At 50.0% G+C, this 18,501-nt stretch carries 20 protein-coding genes; 8 read left to right on the top strand and 12 right to left on the bottom strand.

Annotated features, from left to right (window positions below; translation table 11 throughout):
• Positions 1 to 314: 314 nt before the first annotated feature.
• The 3 genes from J4685_RS00595 to J4685_RS00585 all read right to left on the bottom strand — a co-directional run bounded on the left by J4685_RS00595 (position 315) and on the right by J4685_RS00585 (position 1,859).
• On the bottom strand, positions 315 to 521 hold the full coding sequence (locus J4685_RS00595) for a hypothetical protein (protein ID WP_011233063.1): 207 nt from the start codon (positions 519 to 521) through the stop codon (positions 315 to 317).
• Positions 522 to 693: 172 nt separating this feature from the next.
• Entirely contained in the window at positions 694 to 1,548 is an 855-nt protein-coding gene (locus tag J4685_RS00590; protein WP_001044100.1) for a DNA/RNA non-specific endonuclease, read from the bottom strand.
• The gene (locus tag J4685_RS00585; RefSeq protein WP_000916613.1) at positions 1,545 to 1,859 is read right to left on the bottom strand and encodes a hypothetical protein; all 315 of its coding nucleotides are present in this window, start codon (positions 1,857 to 1,859) and stop codon (positions 1,545 to 1,547) included. The genes J4685_RS00590 and J4685_RS00585 overlap by 4 nt, the downstream gene beginning before the upstream one ends.
• Positions 1,860 to 2,001: 142 nt before the next feature.
• Between J4685_RS00585 and J4685_RS00580 the strand changes: the two genes are divergently transcribed.
• Positions 2,002 to 2,961, top strand: a complete 960-nt coding sequence (locus J4685_RS00580; RefSeq protein ID WP_001046442.1) for a lipid A deacylase LpxR family protein — start codon at positions 2,002 to 2,004, stop codon at positions 2,959 to 2,961.
• 48 nt (positions 2,962 to 3,009) lie between these two features.
• Here the strand turns inward: J4685_RS00580 and J4685_RS00575 are convergent, their stop codons facing one another.
• Positions 3,010 to 3,768, bottom strand: a complete 759-nt coding sequence (locus J4685_RS00575) for a YdiY family protein (RefSeq protein ID WP_000770984.1) — start codon at positions 3,766 to 3,768, stop codon at positions 3,010 to 3,012.
• Between the two features lie 288 nt (positions 3,769 to 4,056).
• Between J4685_RS00575 and pfkB the strand changes: the two genes are divergently transcribed.
• From pfkB to J4685_RS00560, 3 genes are all read left to right on the top strand, one after another.
• Positions 4,057 to 4,989: a 6-phosphofructokinase II gene (gene pfkB / locus J4685_RS00570; protein WP_000251706.1), complete on the top strand. Its 933-nt coding sequence runs from the start codon at positions 4,057 to 4,059 to the stop codon at positions 4,987 to 4,989.
• 96 nt (positions 4,990 to 5,085) lie between these two features.
• On the top strand, positions 5,086 to 5,376 hold the full coding sequence (gene ghoS / locus J4685_RS00565; RefSeq protein WP_000146137.1) for a type V toxin-antitoxin system endoribonuclease antitoxin GhoS: 291 nt from the start codon (positions 5,086 to 5,088) through the stop codon (positions 5,374 to 5,376).
• Between the two features lie 106 nt (positions 5,377 to 5,482).
• Positions 5,483 to 6,343 carry a fructosamine kinase family protein gene (locus J4685_RS00560; protein WP_000267686.1) on the top strand — a complete coding sequence of 287 codons (861 nt, stop codon included), beginning with the start codon at positions 5,483 to 5,485 and terminating at the stop codon, positions 6,341 to 6,343.
• A gap of 42 nt (positions 6,344 to 6,385) precedes the next feature.
• Here the strand turns inward: J4685_RS00560 and J4685_RS00555 are convergent, their stop codons facing one another.
• Positions 6,386 to 6,922, bottom strand: a complete 537-nt coding sequence (locus J4685_RS00555; protein WP_000222160.1) for a YniB family protein — start codon at positions 6,920 to 6,922, stop codon at positions 6,386 to 6,388.
• A 148-nt stretch (positions 6,923 to 7,070) separates the two neighbouring features.
• Here J4685_RS00555 and hxpB point away from each other — a divergent pair, with 148 nt between their 5' ends.
• The 3 genes from hxpB (at position 7,071) to tcyP (ending at position 10,004) form a co-directional block, all read left to right on the top strand.
• On the top strand, positions 7,071 to 7,739 hold the full coding sequence (gene hxpB, locus J4685_RS00550; RefSeq protein ID WP_000106855.1) for a hexitol phosphatase HxpB: 669 nt from the start codon (positions 7,071 to 7,073) through the stop codon (positions 7,737 to 7,739).
• Between the two features lie 137 nt (positions 7,740 to 7,876).
• Positions 7,877 to 8,476 carry a metal-dependent hydrolase gene (locus tag J4685_RS00545; protein ID WP_000505804.1) on the top strand — a complete coding sequence of 200 codons (600 nt, stop codon included), beginning with the start codon at positions 7,877 to 7,879 and terminating at the stop codon, positions 8,474 to 8,476.
• 136 nt (positions 8,477 to 8,612) lie between these two features.
• Complete coding sequence (gene tcyP, locus J4685_RS00540; protein WP_001010670.1) at positions 8,613 to 10,004, top strand: cystine/sulfocysteine:cation symporter; 1,392 nt, start codon at positions 8,613 to 8,615, stop codon at positions 10,002 to 10,004.
• Positions 10,005 to 10,106: 102 nt separating this feature from the next.
• Here the strand turns inward: tcyP and cedA are convergent, their stop codons facing one another.
• On the bottom strand, positions 10,107 to 10,349 hold the full coding sequence (gene cedA / locus J4685_RS00535) for a cell division activator CedA (RefSeq protein WP_000977510.1): 243 nt from the start codon (positions 10,347 to 10,349) through the stop codon (positions 10,107 to 10,109).
• 364 nt (positions 10,350 to 10,713) lie between these two features.
• On the opposite strand from cedA, the gene katE reads away from it, so the two are divergent.
• Positions 10,714 to 12,966 carry a catalase HPII gene (gene katE, locus J4685_RS00530; RefSeq protein WP_000019112.1) on the top strand — a complete coding sequence of 751 codons (2,253 nt, stop codon included), beginning with the start codon at positions 10,714 to 10,716 and terminating at the stop codon, positions 12,964 to 12,966.
• A gap of 43 nt (positions 12,967 to 13,009) precedes the next feature.
• On the opposite strand, the gene chbG is transcribed toward katE, so the two are convergent.
• The 6 genes from chbG to chbB all read right to left on the bottom strand — a co-directional run bounded on the left by chbG (position 13,010) and on the right by chbB (position 18,272).
• A complete protein-coding gene (gene chbG, locus J4685_RS00525) occupies positions 13,010 to 13,768 on the bottom strand; it encodes a chitin disaccharide deacetylase (RefSeq protein WP_000442730.1) in 759 nt (252 codons plus the stop codon).
• Positions 13,769 to 13,780: 12 nt separating this feature from the next.
• Positions 13,781 to 15,136 carry a 6-phospho-beta-glucosidase gene (locus J4685_RS00520; RefSeq protein WP_000078775.1) on the bottom strand — a complete coding sequence of 452 codons (1,356 nt, stop codon included), beginning with the start codon at positions 15,134 to 15,136 and terminating at the stop codon, positions 13,781 to 13,783.
• A gap of 124 nt (positions 15,137 to 15,260) precedes the next feature.
• Positions 15,261 to 16,103 (bottom strand): transcriptional regulator ChbR, encoded by an 843-nt coding sequence (gene chbR, locus J4685_RS00515; protein WP_000983393.1) that lies wholly within the window; start codon positions 16,101 to 16,103, stop codon positions 15,261 to 15,263.
• A 9-nt stretch (positions 16,104 to 16,112) separates the two neighbouring features.
• Complete coding sequence (gene chbA / locus J4685_RS00510; RefSeq protein WP_000459883.1) at positions 16,113 to 16,460, bottom strand: PTS N,N'-diacetylchitobiose transporter subunit IIA; 348 nt, start codon at positions 16,458 to 16,460, stop codon at positions 16,113 to 16,115.
• Between the two features lie 50 nt (positions 16,461 to 16,510).
• Entirely contained in the window at positions 16,511 to 17,869 is a 1,359-nt protein-coding gene (gene chbC / locus J4685_RS00505; RefSeq protein WP_000073015.1) for a PTS N,N'-diacetylchitobiose transporter subunit IIC, read from the bottom strand.
• 82 nt (positions 17,870 to 17,951) lie between these two features.
• Positions 17,952 to 18,272, bottom strand: a complete 321-nt coding sequence (chbB, locus tag J4685_RS00500; RefSeq protein ID WP_000412161.1) for a PTS N,N'-diacetylchitobiose transporter subunit IIB — start codon at positions 18,270 to 18,272, stop codon at positions 17,952 to 17,954.
• Positions 18,273 to 18,501 lie beyond the last annotated feature (229 nt).

The following is an 18,501-nucleotide window of genomic DNA, read 5'->3' as shown; positions in this document are numbered from 1 at the left end:
GCGTCAATGCCGCCGTTTTATTTGGCTCTGAAGCGTAAAAATTGTTCCTGTAAAGCTTGTTGGGTTTGCTGAGCCATCATTACCAACGTAAATTACTTATGATATATTCATGATAGTGCTTGCGTTTCTAGATGATGATTTATGAATAGCCCCTCAATTATGTATTTCTCGCCGCCGGTTATTATTAGTCCTGCCGCTACTCCGCCCTAATCCACATCTACTCATATGCGGATCATCCCGAGATTGTCACCGTAATATAATCTACCATTGATACCAATAAACTCTGTGTTATGAATGACAGTTCCCTGCTTAAGTTAGATTAGGTACGTACATCTTACGGCGCGAAAGGGATCAATGTAAAACGGTATGAAACATATATATCCGCTATTACCAGTAATGACGCGGAACTGGTGAAACAGGTTTAAACGAACGAGAATGGATGTGAATGAAGGATTGTACTTATTACGCAAGATCACATACAAAGAGAAAATGAATTTATTAACAGTGAGTTGTGTATCCATCTAGCCAACCATTGCTAAATTGGCGCACAACCTTCGACACAGACGAAAATCGCTATTTTCGTCCGGCATGATGATGGTAACACTAAAAAAAGGGAGATTGCATCACTCTGTAGCAAATCAAGCCCCTTGACAGAGTTTCTCCATTATCTTTCTACGCGCCGTATAGCGCTTCTCATCGGCAACCTAACCTCTGCGCCAGACTCCCCTTTGTTGTTTTCACCTCGCTGGCTACCGCTTCAGGCAAGTTAGACCACAGCGTCAGCACTGGCTTCGTTTTATGTTCGATAGCCTCCACGGTAACCTGATAGTCGCAAAAATTCGCCGAACGGGGTGTATTCTGATCCATAATAAACGCAGCGTAATTTCCTTCACTTTTTGACGGCGCCGTTCCGGTGAATAAAACCTTCCAGTACCCGCTGGGAATTTCTACCGTCGCATCTTCTGGCAATGTGGCGATATGCCGCTCAAAAAGGGGGCCGGTCACTACGTGCACTACAGATACATCAGCCTGTTTGGCAAGTTCGCGCACCCGGTTTTCCAGTGCAGCCCATGCTCCCTGGTTCAGGGCGGATTTCTGCGGCGTAATATTCGATAAATAATTTAACGACGGCCAGTCCGAAACGCCGCCCAATCCTGCCAACGGCGCCTGGTGTCCCCTGTCGACTTTTAATAGCGTATGGGCATTTTTATAGGCCGAAGGGGCCAACGTATCCGAGGGCGGTAAATCGGGGTCCTGCGCCCAGTTCCGCGGGCGACCGCTTGCCTGGCTGGTCTTTGTCACGCTATAGGCAACCCAGTTGGCAAATTTCGTGGCGCTATTATTATTGAGCGTATAGACATGGCGATAGATTGTTTGTTGACTTCCTCTTTGAGGACAACCAACGCTACAGTTATCAGGTTGCTGAACGAGTACGTTACGATGGGGTAACTCGGGTGCCGATGTTGTATCCTGGGGAGGATACGATGTAGTACATGCGCTTAATAATACTACGGGCAGTAATTTTAGCAGATTAATGGTTTTATTCATTTTTTCTTCCTTAATAATAACTGCCCTAATAATTCAGATGGCAATAATTTGGTTATATTACCCTGCCAGCCGTTAGATGCGCTCATCATTAAAGACAACACTATCACGGTAAAAATTAATAACAGATAAACATCGAAGCCATCAAAGAAAATGAGCTCAAAAGAATACAACATGATATTCATGTTGATACCAAAAAACATCGTATTATATGCATAATCGTGAAGCCAATAATTTCTCGCACTCAGATAGCGAATGAAAAATGGATATTCAATAATATCTGGCGCATGTTTTTTAACACCATTTTTCAACATTAAGGCAACGTATCCTCTCAATGACTCGCTGCTGGCAGGAGTTTAGTTATATTTAAAGGTTTAATAAGCACTGCGCATCATGCTGCTGTGCTTATTACTTTGTAAAAATAAGAGTATTCACTTTCATATTCAGGGGTAAAAAGTGAACAAATACAGCTATTGCGCAACGATGATTGCCGCCATACTCAGTACGACCACAATGACCAATGCCAGTAGCCTTGCTATTTCAGTGGCGAATGATGATGCAGGTATATTTCAACCATCCTTAAATGCCCTTTACGGGCACAAGGCTGCAGACCGGGGTGATTATACTGCCGGGCTCTTTTTAGGCTACAGCCACGATCTCACTGACGCCAGTCAACTCTCTTTTCATATCGCGCAAGATATTTATTCTCCATCTGGCGCCAATAAGAGAAAGCCTGAAGCCGTCAAAGGCGACCGCGCGTTCAGCGCCTTTCTTCATACCGGACTGGAGTGGAATTCATTAGCCACCAATTGGTTACGTTATCGTTTAGGTACCGATATCGGCGTTATTGGTCCTGACGCAGGCGGTCAGGAAGTTCAGAATCGGGCGCATCGAATAATAGGCGCAGAAAAATACCCTGCCTGGCAGGATCAAATTGAAAACCGTTATGGTTACACGGCAAAAGGAATGGTCTCCCTTACGCCAGCTATTGATATTCTGGGTGTCAATGTGGGCTTCTATCCAGAAGTCTCTGCTGTCGGCGGCAATCTCTTCCAGTATTTGGGGTACGGCGCAACCGTTGCGCTGGGAAATGATAAGACCTTCAACTCTGATAATGGGTTTGGGTTATTGTCCCGCCGAGGGTTAATACACACTCAAAAAGAGGGATTGATCTATAAAGTATTTGCTGGCGTTGAGCGCAGGGAAGTTGATAAAAACTACACGTTACAGGGGAAAACGCTGCAAACAAAAATGGAAACGGTGGATATTAATAAAACCGTGGATGAATATCGCGTCGGTGCCACCATCGGCTATTCTCCCGTCGCATTTTCTCTTTCTTTAAACAAAGTCACGTCGGAATTTCGCACCGGAGACGACTATTCTTATATCAACGGCGACATCACCTTCTTCTTCTGAGGCGTCACCACGGAATAACCGGGTTACGTAACGTAACCCGGCGCAATATTACATCTTATAGCCCAGCGTTACCGTAGTGCGGCGATCGGTATGTTCAGGCGCTGATTCAGGCGGCTGCGAGTTCCACGTTAAATTATACCCCACCTTTAGACCAAAATGTTCGTTAATGGCGACATTGAGGGCTGTTTCCGAATTTAGTGTGGTGTCTTCTGCGCCAAATACTGACACCCCCTGTGTAAACTTAGCATTGTCAGTTAACTGCCAGGCATAGCTGCCGGAAGCATAACCCAACGGCTGCGTTTCAGTGGTATCGTCCGTATGTTCGTCATAGCGAACCCCTGGACCGAATTCAAAACGGAAGCTGTGCACTGGACCATTAAGGAACTGCCGCCCGTAACCGGCGGTCAGTACGTCGCGCTGACGATAACCGTTGAAACGGTCTGTCAGCCAACTGGCCTGGCCAAAGGTATAATCATAATCCGTCATATTAAAACGGTTACGCACGCCTACCGCATATTTTTCTGAAGAGCGTTCATCATTAGAGGAGGTATTGCTGGCATTGCCCCATAATGACCAGGCGGTACGTTGTCCATACCAGGTCATCGCCGTGTCAGCCGTTAAGGAAGAACTTTTAGTATTGCCTGACTGAGCAAGGTAGCCCGCATTCAGATTACCTTCAAAAGGTTTTTTCGCGGTGGAGGGATCATCCATGACAGTAAAAACGGAATCATCGGCGGCGGCATACAGAGACGCGAACACGCCACCCGCCAGCATAACTACAGCGGGTACTGCCTTCAAAAGCTTCATTTATATAGAGTCCGTACAACTAAAAAAGAGACCACGACGGTCCCGGAAACTTTCATAGGGATCAATGACAAACGCCCCTGGAAAGGTAGCGAATTATAAGAAGCCCCGAATAACATAGCAATCAATTACTATTTCATTTTTTGAATAAGAACCCTCCCGAAGCATTCATTTATTTATATAACTTTACATCGTACTTCTTTAAATAAAGATCCGGAAAATCATATTGTTAATTCCTTCACTTTCCGGGGATTAAGTGCCAGACTGAAATCAGCCTAACAGGAGGTAACGATGGTACGTATCTATACGTTGACGCTTGCGCCCTCTCTCGATAGCGCAACAATCACGCCGCAAATTTATCCCGAAGGTAAACTGCGGTGCTCCGCGCCGGTATTCGAACCCGGCGGCGGGGGTATTAATGTCGCTCGCGCCATTGCGCATCTTGGCGGCACCGCGACCGCAATTTTCCCGGCTGGCGGCGCTACCGGCGAACATCTGGTCGCACTACTGGCTGACGAAAATGTCCCCGTGTCTACCGTCGATGCGAAGGACTGGACGCGTCAGAACCTGCACGTCCACGTCGAGTCCAGCGGCGAACAATATCGTTTTGTTATGCCCGGCGCCACGCTGGACGATGACGAATTTCGCCAGCTTGAAGAACAGGTACTGGAAATTGAATCCGGGGCAATTCTGGTTATCAGCGGCAGCCTTCCGCCCGGCGTTAAGGTCGAGAAACTCACGCAACTGATTTCCGCCGCGCAGAAGCAAGGCATTCGCTGCATTATTGATAGCTCTGGCGACGCGCTCACCGCTGCGTTGGCGCTTGGCGATATCGAACTGGTGAAACCTAACCTGAAAGAATTGAGCGCGTTAGTCAATCGCGATCTGACGCAGCCTGATGATGTGCGTAAAGCGGCCCAGGAATTAGTGCAAAGTGGCAAGGCTCGCCGGGTAGTGGTCTCTCTGGGGCCGCAAGGGGCGCTGGGCATAGACAGTGAGAATTGCATCCAGGTTGTTCCTCCCCCGGTGAAAAGTCAAAGTACTGTCGGCGCAGGCGACAGTATGGTGGGCGCGATGACGTTAAAACTGGCGCAAGACGCGTCGCTGGAAGAGATGGTGCGCTTCGGTGTGGCGGCAGGCAGCGCCGCTACGCTCAATCAAGGTACGCGTCTGTGTTCTCATGACGATACCCAAAAAATATACGCCTATCTTTCCGCGCAATAATCGTTTCCCCCTCGCCGAGGGGGATACCGGAAAATCGGTTAACGGGCGGCGCATCCGCCGCTGTTAAAAACACAGTTGCTCCCAACGAGGTGAACGATGGCCAGTGGCGATATTACCCGTTATGTTATTACCGTAACCTTCCATGAAGATTCCCTGACCGAGATTAACGAACTCAATAACCATCTGACGCGCAGCGGTTTTTTGCTGACATTAACGAACGATGAAGGGAATGTGCATGAGCTCGGCACCAATACGTTTGGCTTTGTTAGCGCTCAGAGCGCTGATGAAATCAAAGCGCTTGTCGCCGGACTTGCGAAAAGCGCGTTAGATAAGGATGTCGACATTACCGTGGCGACCTGGGAGGCGTGGAGTAAAAACGCACAATAAGTGCCATTCCCGCCGCGGCGCGTCCGCGATGTGCGTTAGTTCGTATTTTTTAACCGCATTTTTGCGCTAACCTTATGATCTGGCAGACAACGTGGGGAGAGACATTATGTGGCAAGCTATCAGTCGTCTTTTAAGCGAGCAAGTCGGTGAAGGCGAAATCGAACTGCGTAATGAACTGCCAGGCGGAGAAGTTCATGCCGCATGGCATTTACGTTACGCCGGCCATGATTTTTTCGTGAAGTGCGATGAACGAGAAATGCTTCGCGGTTTTACCGCTGAAGCCGATCAGCTGGAGCTGCTCTCCCGCAGTAAAACCGTTGTTGTGCCTAAGGTATGGGCGGTAGGTTCGGATCGGGATTACAGCTTTTTAGTCATGGACTACCTCTCGCCCCGCCCGCTGGATGCCCATAATGCGTTTATTCTTGGGCAACAGCTGGCGCGCCTGCACCAATGGAGCGACCAACCTCAATTCGGCCTCGATTTTGATAACGCGCTCTCTACCACGCCGCAGCCGAATACCTGGCAACGCCGTTGGTCGACTTTTTTCGCCGAACAGCGCATTGGCTGGCAGCTTGAACTCGCCGCGGAAAAAGGCATTACCTTTGGTAATATTGACGCCATTGTTGAACATGTTCAGCAACGTCTGGCGTCGCATCAACCGCAGCCTTCTCTTTTGCATGGCGATCTATGGTCGGCGAACTGCGCGCTTGGCCCTGACGGCCCCTATATCTTCGATCCAGCCTGCTATTGGGGCGACAGAGAATGCGATCTGGCGATGCTGCCGCTGCATACCGATCAGCCACCGCAGATTTATGACGGCTATCAGTCCGTTTCGCCGCTACCGCTGGATTTTCTCGACAGGCAGCCGATTTACCAGCTCTACACCCTGCTTAATCGGGCAAGGCTGTTTGGCGGTCAGCACCTGGCTACTGCGCAAAAAGCGATGGATCGGCTGCTTGCGGTATAGGTACAGCCCACGCCGGATACGGGCTATCCGGCATTTTTCAGTTTACATGAAACCTAACAAGGAAAAGAAAAAGTAGCCGAGCACGATAATAATGACCGGCAAAATATAGAGCGGGAAAAACTGTAAAAAGATGGTATGGTGCGGCACCACGATACGTGACTCTATCTGCTCACGCGTTAGCCCTTCCGCGCCTTTTGCTTTTTCCAGGATCAACTGATCTTCCACGCCTTCACGCAAAAAACGTGACTGGCGGCTCATTCTGGCACCGGAATCCTGCATCGCCAGCCCGACAAAAATCAGAATAAAAATGAGCCAGAAACCGATATTCAGGCTTCCCTGAAAATTCGGCGTCGGCGAGTTGCACCAAAAAACATTCAGAAACGGCGTATTCACGCGCATCATGTCTATCATTACGTGGGTAAAATCCTGCATTACCGCATTTATCCCCTCCTGCTTTTCACTGTGCGCATACATAAATTTAAGGACTGAGATGAGCGTGGAAAGCAGTGCCGGAATAAAAATAACCCACCCAACAACTCTTTTTAGGATTGCAATGCGTCCAGCTTGTTGATACGTCATGAGTTCCCCTTGATAAAGACGCGTCGTTTTGGCCTAAGTCTACCTGTTGATTCCCGTTTTCGCCTGATCTTTAAGGGCGATATACTAAGAACATGGTCATAATGAACGCTTAATTCGTTATTTTTTAATCTCAACAGGAGAGGTTGTGATGTCAACCCCACGCCAAATTCTTGCTGCAATTTTCGATATGGATGGACTACTGATCGATTCCGAACCGCTCTGGGATCGCGCTGAACTGGACGTGATGGCAAGTTTAGGCGTAGATATTACTCGGCGCCATGAGTTACCAGACACGCTTGGGCTACGCATTGATATGGTTGTCGATCTCTGGTTTGCGCAGCAACCGTGGAGCGGCCCCGATCGCCAGGAAGTGACAAACCGTGTTATTGCCCGCGCGATTACGCTTATCGAAGAGACGCGCCCTCTTTTACCGGGTGTGCGCGAGGCCGTGGCGCTGTGTAAAGCGCAGGGGCTATTAGTGGGGCTTGCCTCGGCATCGCCGCTGCATATGCTGGAAAAAGTGCTCACCATGTTCGAACTGCGCGACAGTTTTGACGCGCTGGCTTCTGCAGAAAAATTGCCCTACAGCAAACCGCACCCGCAGGTCTATCTGGATTGTGCGGCCAAATTAGGCGTTGATCCATTAACCTGCGTGGCGCTGGAAGATTCGGTGAATGGTTTAATCGCGGCAAAGGCGGCGCGAATGCGCGCCATTGTGGTGCCAGCAGAAGAAAACCAGCATGATCCGAGCTTTGCGCTGGCGAATGTCAAACTTAACTCACTGACAGAGCTGACGGCGGCGCATCTACTCGGTTAAGATGTTTCCGAAACAAAGTCAACGGGCAATTAGCCGCTGAGCCAGACGGCAAGCGGCTTTGACAGAGACAAAGAGTTACAACGTCACCACTTCCGCCTACTGTATAAAAACCCTATACTGTATGAATTGACAGTTTAATGGGTTTTATCATGACGGCGGAAGGACATCTTCTTTTTTCTATAGCCAGCGCGGTTTTCGCCAAGAATGCCGAGTTAACGCCCGTCCTTGCGCACGGCGACTGGTGGCATATTATTCCTTCGGCTATTTTGACCTGTCTGCTGCCGGATATCGACCACCCCAAATCTTTTCTTGGCCAGCGCCTGAAATGGGTATCGAAACCGATCGCCCGCGCGTTTGGTCACCGGGGGTTTACCCATAGTCTGCTGGCGGTCTTTGCCCTACTGGCGACCTTTTATCTCAAGGTACCGGATACGTGGATTATCCCGGCGGATGCGCTGCAAGGCATGGTACTTGGCTATTTAAGCCATATCGTCGCGGATATGCTCACCCCCGCAGGCGTTCCCTTACTGTGGCCGTGCCGCTGGCGTTTCCGCCTGCCTATTCTGGCGCCGCGCAAAGGCAATCAACTGGAGCGATTTTTATGTATGGCGTTGTTTGCCTGGGCGGTGTGGATGCCGCAGTCCATGCCGGAAAACAACGTCATACGCTGGTCTTCGCAGATGATCACTATCCTGCAAATGCAGTTCAATCGTTTTATAAATCACCAGATTGATTAGTAAATCAACGCCAAGGTCATTTTTGGTATAAACCATTCCATTTGAATATAAGAGCCAGCTCACAGTTCTGCTAATCTTGCGCGAACAGAATCGCTAAAACACAGCGCTTCATAATAAAAAAATCAGGAGAACGAGGATGAATTTTCCATTAATTGCGAACATTGCGGTGTTCGTCATTCTGCTGTTTGTACTGGCGCAGACCCGTCATAAACAGTGGAGTCTGGCTAAAAAAGTGCTTGTCGGCCTTGTTATGGGCGTGGTCTTTGGTCTGGCCCTGCACACCATTTATGGCGCTGACAGTCAGGTGTTAAAAGACTCCATTCAGTGGTTCAATATTGTCGGCAACGGCTATGTGCAATTGCTACAAATGATTGTGATGCCGCTGGTATTCGCCTCTATTTTAAGCGCCGTGGCACGACTGCATAACGCCTCTCAATTGGGGAAAATCAGTTTTCTGACTATCGGCACGCTGCTGTTTACTACCCTTATCGCAGCGCTGGTGGGCGTGCTGGTCACCAATCTGTTCGGACTGACGGCGGAAGGTCTGGTTCAGGGCGGCGCGGAAACTGCGCGTCTGAATGCCATTGAGACGAGCTATGTCGGCAAAGTGGCCGATCTCAGCGTGCCGCAACTGGTGCTGTCTTTTGTACCGAAAAATCCGTTTGCGGATCTGACTGGCGCAAATCCTACGTCTATTATCAGCGTGGTGATTTTCGCCGCATTCCTGGGCGTGGCCGCGCTTAAACTGTTGAAAGATGATGCGCCAAAAGGCGAGCGTGTGCTTGTTGCTATCGATACCCTGCAAAGCTGGGTGATGAAGCTGGTGCGTCTGGTGATGCAACTTACGCCTTACGGTGTACTGGCGCTGATGACGAAAGTGGTTGCCGGCTCCAATCTGCAGGACATTATTAAGCTTGGAAGCTTCGTGGTAGCGTCATATCTTGGTCTGGCGATAATGTTTGTGGTTCACGGCATACTATTGGGCGTGAACGGGATTAGCCCGCTGAAATATTTCCGCAAGGTGTGGCCGGTGCTGACATTTGCCTTTACCAGCCGCTCCAGCGCCGCCTCCATTCCACTTAATGTGGAAGCGCAAACCCGCCGCCTGGGCGTGCCGGAGTCCATCGCCAGCTTTGCTGCCTCTTTTGGCGCGACCATCGGCCAAAACGGTTGTGCCGGTCTTTATCCTGCGATGTTGGCGGTAATGGTTGCGCCGACGGTCGGCATCAACCCCTTAGACCCCGTATGGATAGCCACGCTGGTGGGTATCGTTACTGTAAGTTCGGCGGGTGTTGCCGGCGTTGGCGGCGGCGCGACCTTCGCCGCGCTGATTGTGCTGCCTGCCATGGGCTTACCGGTCACGCTGGTCGCGCTGTTAATCTCCGTCGAACCGTTGATTGATATGGGCCGTACCGCACTGAACGTGAGTGGCTCAATGACCGCTGGTACGCTGACCAGCCAGTGGCTGAAGCAGACCGATAAAACCATTCTCGATAGCGAAGAAGACGCCGAACTGGCGCATCGATAATACATTATCGGGCGTTCACATCGTCTGAGACACGACGATCAGCAACTCAAAATGTCTGTCACTAAAAACGCCGGTCTCCAGTACCGGCGTTTTGTTTTTTTCTTAGTCAGCGATTTCGTTTTCCTGGCGAACCTGATTCGCCCAACGCTGCGCCGATTCTGGCACGCTAAAGGCGGGCGACCGTTGAAATGACTCCCCCGTCAGAACAAAGGCAACATATTTACCGCGCAGTATCCAGACGTCGCGAAACGTATCCATTTTTATCGCATGTTCCGGCGGCGCGGGTTCAACACGCGGAATATAGCTAATAATCTGGCGATTTTGCTGGCGAAGAGGTTTCATCATTAATGCTTCACTAAAAGAGGCTAAGAGCCTATCCCATTAGGGCTATTTTACTTGCCATTTTGGTCCTGGGCAGTGCTCAAAATCCTCACGTACTACGTGTACGCTCCGGTTTTTGCGCGCTGTCCGTGTCCAAACTGGCTGCGCCAATAACGCCTACTGGGATAGGCTCTAAGGCTAAAAATCAGAAAAACACTATTTTAGCCGATCTTCGCCCCCGACGTCCTGTTCCGCGCGTGCGATTTCCCCGTTGTACCCTGTCTGCCGTTCCGCTCTCCCCCGGCATAATTGCTGAAATGTTCTATAGTTAGAGTGATTTTGACTACTACCACGCCCATTTCAGTGATGAAAGCAGGAGACGAGTTCAATGTCGCATAATGAAAAATCCCCCCATCAGTCCCCCGTGCATGATACCCGTGAATCACAGCCCGGCCTGGACTCCCTGGCACCGTCAGACGGTTCACATCGCCCCACGCCAGAACCGACGCCGCCGGGCGCGCAACCGACGGCCCCCGGCAGCTTAAAAGCGCCCGAGACCGCGAATGATAAGCTCACTGCCCTCGACGCCTTTCGTAAAGGCAGCGAAAATTATGCGCTGACCACCAATCAGGGCGTGCGCATCGCCGACGATCAAAATTCTCTTCGCGCCGGCAGCCGTGGCCCTACGCTGTTGGAAGATTTTATCCTGCGCGAGAAAATTACCCACTTTGACCATAAGCGTATCCCGGAGAGGATCGTTCACGCCCGCGGATCTGCAGCGCACGGCTATTTCCAGCCATATAAAGACCTGAGCGACATCACGAAAGCCGCGTTTCTGTGCGATCCACAGAAAATTACCCCGGTCTTTGTTCGCTTTTCGACAGTACAGGGCGGCGCGGGGTCTGCTGATACCGTACGTGATATCCGCGGTTTTGCGACCAAATTTTATACCGAAGAGGGAATTTTCGATCTCGTCGGTAATAACACGCCGATCTTTTTTATCCAGGATGCGCATAAGTTTCCGGATTTTGTGCACGCCGTTAAGCCCGAACCACATTGGGCTATTCCGCAAGGACAGAGCGCGCACGACACCTTCTGGGACTATGTTTCCTTACAGCCTGAGACGCTGCACAACGTCATGTGGGCAATGTCGGATCGCGGTATTCCACGCAGTTATCGGACGATGGAAGGGTTCGGCATTCACACCTTCCGTCTGATCAATGCACAAGGGAAAGCGACCTTTGTCCGTTTCCACTGGAAACCGTTGGCGGGTAAAGCCTCGCTGGTATGGGATGAGTCACAAAAACTGACCGGTCGCGATCCGGATTTTCACCGCCGGGATCTGTGGGAGGCCATCGAAGCGGGCGATTTCCCGGAATACGAGCTGGGCCTACAACTCATTGCCGAAGAGGATGAATTTAAATTCGATTTTGATCTGCTCGATCCGACCAAACTGATTCCGGAAGAGTTGGTGCCAGTACAACGCGTCGGCAAAATGGTGTTAAACCGTAATCCGGATAACTTTTTCGCTGAAAACGAACAGGCGGCATTTCATCCAGGACATATTGTTCCCGGCATTGATTTTACCAACGATCCGCTGTTACAGGGGCGTCTGTTCTCTTATACCGACACGCAAATCAGTCGTCTGGGCGGGCCAAACTTCCACGAAATTCCGATTAACCGCCCTACCTGCCCCTACCATAACTTCCAGCGTGACGGTATGCACCGGATGGATATCGACACCAATCCGGCGAACTATGAACCGAACTCCATTAATGACAACTGGCCGCGCGAAACGCCGCCAGCACCAAAACGCGGCGGCTTCGAATCATACCAGGAACGCGTGGATGGCAATAAAATCCGCGAACGCAGCCCTTCTTTTGGTGAATATTACTCGCATCCTCGCCTGTTCTGGCTCAGTCAGACGCCGATAGAGCAGCAGCATATTATTGACGCGTTCAGCTTTGAGCTGGGTAAAGTCGCCCGCGCGTATATTCGGGAACGGGTGGTCGATCAGTTAGCGCATATTGATGTCACGCTGGCTCAGGGCGTCGCGCATAATCTCGGTTTTGCACTCACCCATGAGCAAACGCAAATTGCCCCGCCTCCTGATGTCAACGGTCTGAAAAAAGATCCGGCGCTCAGCCTGTATGCGGTGCCGGACGGCGATGTTAAAGGCCGAGTGGTCGCTATTCTGCTGAACGACAAGGTTAACGCCGCCGAACTGTTGACCATTTTGCAGGCTTTAAAAGCCAAAGGCGTCCACGCAAAACTGCTCTATTCACGGATGGGTGAAGTAACGGCTGATGACGGTTCAACATTAACTATTGCGGCAACCTTTGCCGGCGCGCCGTCGCTAACGGTCGATGCGGTAATAGTACCGTGCGGCAATATTGCCGATATCGAGAGTTGCGGCGATGCCCGTTACTACCTTCTGGAAGCCTACAAACATCTGAAGCCCATCGCACTGGCAGGCGACACCCGACGGTTTAAGGCGCTTTTAAACATTGATAGCCAGGGGGAAGAAGGACTTGTTGAGGCAGATAACGTTGACCACCACTTTATGGACACTCTGCTGACGCTGATGGCGGCACACCGTGTCTGGTCGCGTGCGGGGAAAATTAACGCGATTCCTGCATAAACGGCAAAAAATGCGGCGCATTCTTGCGCCGCAAACTCAGGAGCTAAATATCAAGAAAACTGCCAGGACGATATCCACGTTCCGCAATCGCTGCCTTGAGTGACGCAGACGTCAACACCTCCAGTTCAGTTAAGCGGGGGTAACAATAGGCGCTCTGGCGAATAATGTTGTCCACAAACGCCGGATGACACATCACCTCCAGAGAGGCCTCTCCTCGATGCGCCGAGGCATCCAGAATGCGTAAAAAGCACGCTTCGGTGATCTCCTCGCCGTAAAATTCACTGCTAAATCCTTGAGTGCTGCGCAAATCCGACGGCAGATCGTCGGCGTTCAACACCGTCTGGCGGTCAATACGTAACGCAATCCCGCGCTGCGCCGCAAAGCGGGCGACGATGGGGAAAATTTGCGGGAACATATGCACATGATGGTGACTGTCGAGATGCGTTGGCTCGCGGCCAAATACGTCGATGAAACGCTGATACTGACACGCCAGTTCATGCGCAATTTCATCCAGCGGAAGCGTATCCTCCTCCGCCATTTGCCAGATCCATTTCCCCAACAGGCCGTCTCGCGTCAGGCCCGGCATCTCTGACACCGGTTTGCCTAACGTCAAAACAAAATGCATTCCCACCCCAAGCGCAGGCAGCTCGCGGCTAAGCTGCGCCGCATGGTCAATAGCCTCGCCATTGACCAGCGCCGTCGTGGAGGTCACAACGCCGTTGCGATATGCTTCAACAATGCCGTAATTTTGCCCTTTACTCAGGCCAAAATCATCGGCATTCACAATCAACACGCGTTCCATAGCCTACCTCTGTCAGTGGTGCTTACCTTTAAGCGCTTCGATGCAAGCGGCAAAATTAGGCAGCCATTTTTCATGCGCCAGAATGAGCTCACGCGCCAGGACTTCTGCGTCGCGGTCGGAATGCACCAGCGGACTCAGGTTAAGCGCCAGCAGCGCATCATTAAAGTTTCCGCTCAGCGCCGCATTGCTGGCCGCGACCTCAAATCCTTTAATAGTGTGGATAAGCCCCAGCACTTTTTCGTCAAAACGGGTGATACGCGGGTGCGGCGTCGCGCCATTGCGTCCCAGAATGCAGGTCATTTCCACCGCCCAGTCCGCCGGGATATTCTCGACATGCCCATGATGTGGAATATTAACGTAATGCTCAGTCTGTTTGTCATTATAAATAGCGTTAATGACTTCACAAGCGGCATCGGAATAATAAGCGCCGCCGCGTTGTTCAAGCTCTTTCGGCTTCACGTTTAGCCCAGGATTTTTGTACAAGTCGAAGAGTTGTTTCTCCACTTTTTGTACGACCTGAGCGCGCGCGCCGCCTTTGTAATATTCGCCCATTTCAATCGCCAGCATCTCTTTTTGCTTGAAGTAATACAACAAATAAGAGCACGGCAGCATGTTCAGCGAGCGAATCAATCCTTCACTAAACGGCAGATCAAAGATATTTTTTACGGTTGACGCTTTCAACTGACCGGACGCCACGCCATCCAGTAATTCTGCGAACCGTGAGGTGCCATTCACCAGCACATCTTTAATAAAGACCATATGGTTTAGACCAAACAGGTCAATGGAAAGATCGTCAGTCTCATTCAGCGCCAGCACGTCATGAATAAACATTTTCATGCCGACAGGAATATTACATACGCCAATGAACTTTTTAAAGTTGGTATGACGATAAACCGCTTCCGTCACCATCCCCGCCGGATTAGTAAAGTTAATGACCCACGCATTCGGACATAATTCTTCAACATCTTTAATGATGTCAAAAATAACCGGAATGGTACGCAACCCTTTAAATAAACCGCCAGCGCCGTTGGTTTCTTGCCCCAGATAGCCGTGGCTAAGCGGGATACGCTCGTCCAGTTCACGGGCTTTGAGTTGACCAACGCGTAGCTGGGAAGTGACAAAATTAGCGTCTTTCAGCGCTTCCCGGCGATCCAGCGTTTTATACAATTTTAGCGGAACGCCTGCTTTATCAATCATTCGCTGGCAGAGATCATAAATAATGCCCAGCTTCTCTTTCCCGTCTTCAACGTCAACCAGCCATAATTCGGTGACAGGTAATTCATGGTAGCGCTTAATAAAGCCTTCAAGTAATTCAGGGGTGTAGCTGCTCCCGCCACCAATAGTGACGACTTTTAATTTCTGGCTCATAATATCTCCCTTCAGTGTATGACACTGATATGTATTACGCTATGCCCGCTCGTAAGAAATAGCGTGACGTTCCCCGCGCTATTGGGGCAAGCGTGAAATGTAATTAATCGAGCAATGCAAACCGTTACTCATTAATTTCCGTCAATCGTTTCCGATAACTATTCGGCGTAAATGAGGTCATCTTCTTAAACGTTTTAATAAACAGACTTGGACTGCTATACCCGGCTTCATAAGCAATATCCGTAACCGAATAGTTGGTCATTTCCAACTGTTTCTTGGCAAAATTAATGCGAATCTCATTAATGATTTGCATCGGCGTTTTGCTGTAATAACGTCGGGTGGCGCGCGTCAGATACTCCTGGGATTTTGCCGACAGGCGCACCATATTTTCCAGCGCATGTTCGCCAAACTGCGTTTTATCATGCATTATCTCCACGGTTGCTTTCAGCCATTGTGGAATATCATCATAAACCTGCTCTTCGCGGTAATGGCGTAAGCGGTTTATAATATAAAATGTCACCACTTCGATAAATTCGTCGAGCCCATTGCCGCGAAAATTCAACGACGCAATCACCGTTTCAATATAGGTAAGGAAGGTGCTATTCGCCCTGTATACCTGTGATGCCACAAAACAAAACGGCAGTAACGGAAGATAATGCTGTTCAAAAAAACGTTTACTAATTCCTACGTTCAGAATACGCGTTGCGCCAAACTCATAGAAACTTTGGTGATTCGACCCCACCGGGATAAAAACAAAATCTCCACGTTCCAGCAGCACACGCTTCCCGTTAATCTCCTGGTAATAACGTCCGGTTAATACCAGGGTAAATTCATAGTAGTCGTGCTGATGCAGCCCGGTGACGCTTTCCGTCTTGTTATAGATAAACACATGGAAATTTTTGCCATTGAAGAGCTGCTGCTCATAAACCGTTTTGATTTCCGTTGCGTTAACCTGTAGCTGCATCATCCGCCCCTGTTATTTCAGTTTCTCATGGAGCTCAATCAACTCGGCGATCAGTTCACGAGCCAGCATTGATGTCATCAAATGATCCTGAGCGTGAACCAGGACCAGACTGACTTTCATTTTGCCTTCGCCCTGATCGCCTTCGATGAGTTTTGTCTGCACAAGATGCGCTTCATTGAGCGCTATGCGCGACTGGTCCATCATCGCTTTCGCCGCCTCAAAATCGCCTTCTTTCGCTTTTCTGAGCGCGCCATATGCCAGGCTGCGCGCCTGACCAGAATTGATGATAAGCCCCATAACGACTTCTTCGAGTTCCTCAGCCGCTGTCTGGTTATCTACAACATTTTCAAGATCAAACATAGTCTTTCCTCTGATTCAGCCCGGCATGGCATCCCATACCGACGCGGAGTTTAGAATTTCAGTGCGTTAGCGATATCTTCTTCGCTTTCTTCCTGCTCGATGGCGTTCTGCGCTTTGTTAGCCACCACCACGAAGGGGAGATAAATCAGGGTAGCGACCGCCAGGTTAAATAGCGCAACCAGCAACGCGGCGACACTGCCGTTGGTGTTAAAGAACGCCCCCAGCCCGGTTGGCATGGTCCACGGCGCAATATTGGTAATCGGCGGAATAATACCCAAATAGTAAGCCACCAGCGTAATCGCCGCCAGAATCGGCTGAACCAGAATGAAGGGGATAAACATCACCGGGTTCATAATAATCGGCAGGCCAAACAGGATGGGTTCGTTAATCTGGAAGATACCTGACGGCAGCGCCAGTTTTGCCACCTGGCGATAGTCCGCGCGACGGGATGCCAGGAAGATAGCGATGATCAGACCCAGCGTTGCGCCGCTACCACCGAGGAAGATATAAGAATCCAGCATCGGTTTCGCCCAGATATGGAACGTTTTACCGGCTTCCAGCGCCGCATCGACGGAGCCATACTGCTGGTAAATAGAGATGTTTTCCAGCGCCCAGGGCGTCATGATGCCGCTGTCCAGCGCGGTCAGCGCCAGCGAACCATGAATACCAAAGAACCACAGCAGCGGTACAAAAATGACATATGCCCACCCTACCACGCTACCCAGCGATGCCAGCGGCGTAGAGATAGTGTCCATAATAATCTGATGGAAGTTAGAACCGTAATTAGACAGCGCCCAGGCAATAATCCCCATAATAGAGAGAATAATAAAGCCGGGAATTAATGCTGAGAATGAACGAGACACCGAAGCCGGTACGCTGTCCGGTAGTTTAATCACCCAGTTGCGCCGGACAATAAATGTAAACATCTCCGCGACCACCAGGCCAATAATAATACCGGAGATAATATTCGCGCCGCCCAGCCAGTTAGCGCCTACGGCATAGGCCTCGCCGACACTATACGGCGTTACGGTCATAAATGCCGCCACGGAGAGCAGTCCGGCGGCCAGCGCATCAACCTTGCGCTCTTCCGCCAGCGCCATGCCGATAAAAAATGGCGCCATGAGCGACATAATGCCCAATGTGCCGTTATAGACGTTCCCGCCGATGCCTTTCAATCCATTAAGTGTTTCAATGGTTGAGGCATCAAGCCGAATGCCCATGGAATAAAAAAACGCCCCCTCCCCAAAGCTCAGGAAAACGTTATTAATTAATACAAACATCGCCCCCGCAAGGGTTAATGGCATTAAACGAATAAAGCCGTTCTTGATTGCATTAACGTGTGGCTGCTTTCCTATTTTTACAGCAAAAGGAAGGAGTACCTTTTCAAGTGAAGCAATAACATTACTCATAGAAAAATACCCTTAAATACCGCAATAAAATATTGCGGTTAGTGTATGAAATAACTCTTTGACGGGAAAAATTAAAAAATAATTAATTCGCGGCGGCTTTTTTAATTGCCGCTACCGCAGCTTTAAGCACGCCTAAGCCATCTACCTTGCCGTACAACATTGAATCAATGACTTCTACCGGTTTACCGGGTAATAAACGCTGAATTTCGGGGAGCATATAAGCAATTTGCGGGCCTAATAACACGACGTCCGCTGCCGGGCCTTTTTCACCGGCCAGGGTTTCAGGGAATGCTTCAATAATCACCGGCACTTCATATTTTTCAGCCTGAGCGCGCATTTTTGATACCAGTAACGACGTTGACATGCCCGCAGAACAAAACAGATAAATGTGTTTCTTTTCCATAAAAACCTTCCTCATGTGCGATTATCTGTCAACCAGATACGCCGCAAGCCTCAACCTGCATCCATACTCTGGGCGACTTGCGTAACCGGATTTACTTTTTTAGGTGGCTGAAATGAGTATACGGGATCGGACCGCCGGATGGTATTTCCTTGACCCACTAAATTGTCTCTCATTGACCTGGCGTTATGACCCCCCTCACATTTCGGGCAAATAATTCGCGATAATAAAT

The organism is Salmonella sp. 32100201201700099SM, from assembly GCF_017572645.1.
GTDB lineage: Bacteria > Pseudomonadota > Gammaproteobacteria > Enterobacterales > Enterobacteriaceae > Salmonella > Salmonella enterica.
This window is presented reverse-complemented; position numbering and strand designations above follow the sequence as displayed.

Bases quoted from the DNA above. Each gene is read 5' to 3' on its own strand.
- J4685_RS00595 (WP_011233063.1), bottom strand. From the start codon at position 521: ATGGATACACAACTCACTGTTAATAAATTCATTTTCTCTTTGTATGTG.
- J4685_RS00590 (WP_001044100.1), bottom strand. From the start codon at position 1,548: ATGAATAAAACCATTAATCTGCTAAAATTACTGCCCGTAGTATTATTA.
- J4685_RS00585 (WP_000916613.1), bottom strand. From the start codon at position 1,859: ATGTTGAAAAATGGTGTTAAAAAACATGCGCCAGATATTATTGAATAT.
- J4685_RS00575 (WP_000770984.1), bottom strand. From the start codon at position 3,768: ATGAAGCTTTTGAAGGCAGTACCCGCTGTAGTTATGCTGGCGGGTGGC.
- pfkB (WP_000251706.1), top strand. From the start codon at position 4,057: ATGGTACGTATCTATACGTTGACGCTTGCGCCCTCTCTCGATAGCGCA.
- ghoS (WP_000146137.1), top strand. From the start codon at position 5,086: ATGGCCAGTGGCGATATTACCCGTTATGTTATTACCGTAACCTTCCAT.
- J4685_RS00560 (WP_000267686.1), top strand. From the start codon at position 5,483: ATGTGGCAAGCTATCAGTCGTCTTTTAAGCGAGCAAGTCGGTGAAGGC.
- J4685_RS00555 (WP_000222160.1), bottom strand. From the start codon at position 6,922: ATGACGTATCAACAAGCTGGACGCATTGCAATCCTAAAAAGAGTTGTT.
- hxpB (WP_000106855.1), top strand. From the start codon at position 7,071: ATGTCAACCCCACGCCAAATTCTTGCTGCAATTTTCGATATGGATGGA.
- J4685_RS00545 (WP_000505804.1), top strand. From the start codon at position 7,877: ATGGGTTTTATCATGACGGCGGAAGGACATCTTCTTTTTTCTATAGCC.
- tcyP (WP_001010670.1), top strand. From the start codon at position 8,613: ATGAATTTTCCATTAATTGCGAACATTGCGGTGTTCGTCATTCTGCTG.
- cedA (WP_000977510.1), bottom strand. From the start codon at position 10,349: ATGATGAAACCTCTTCGCCAGCAAAATCGCCAGATTATTAGCTATATT.
- katE (WP_000019112.1), top strand. From the start codon at position 10,714: ATGTCGCATAATGAAAAATCCCCCCATCAGTCCCCCGTGCATGATACC.
- chbG (WP_000442730.1), bottom strand. From the start codon at position 13,768: ATGGAACGCGTGTTGATTGTGAATGCCGATGATTTTGGCCTGAGTAAA.
- J4685_RS00520 (WP_000078775.1), bottom strand. From the start codon at position 15,136: ATGAGCCAGAAATTAAAAGTCGTCACTATTGGTGGCGGGAGCAGCTAC.
- chbR (WP_000983393.1), bottom strand. From the start codon at position 16,103: ATGATGCAGCTACAGGTTAACGCAACGGAAATCAAAACGGTTTATGAG.
- chbA (WP_000459883.1), bottom strand. From the start codon at position 16,460: ATGTTTGATCTTGAAAATGTTGTAGATAACCAGACAGCGGCTGAGGAA.
- chbC (WP_000073015.1), bottom strand. From the start codon at position 17,869: ATGAGTAATGTTATTGCTTCACTTGAAAAGGTACTCCTTCCTTTTGCT.
- chbB (WP_000412161.1), bottom strand. From the start codon at position 18,272: ATGGAAAAGAAACACATTTATCTGTTTTGTTCTGCGGGCATGTCAACG.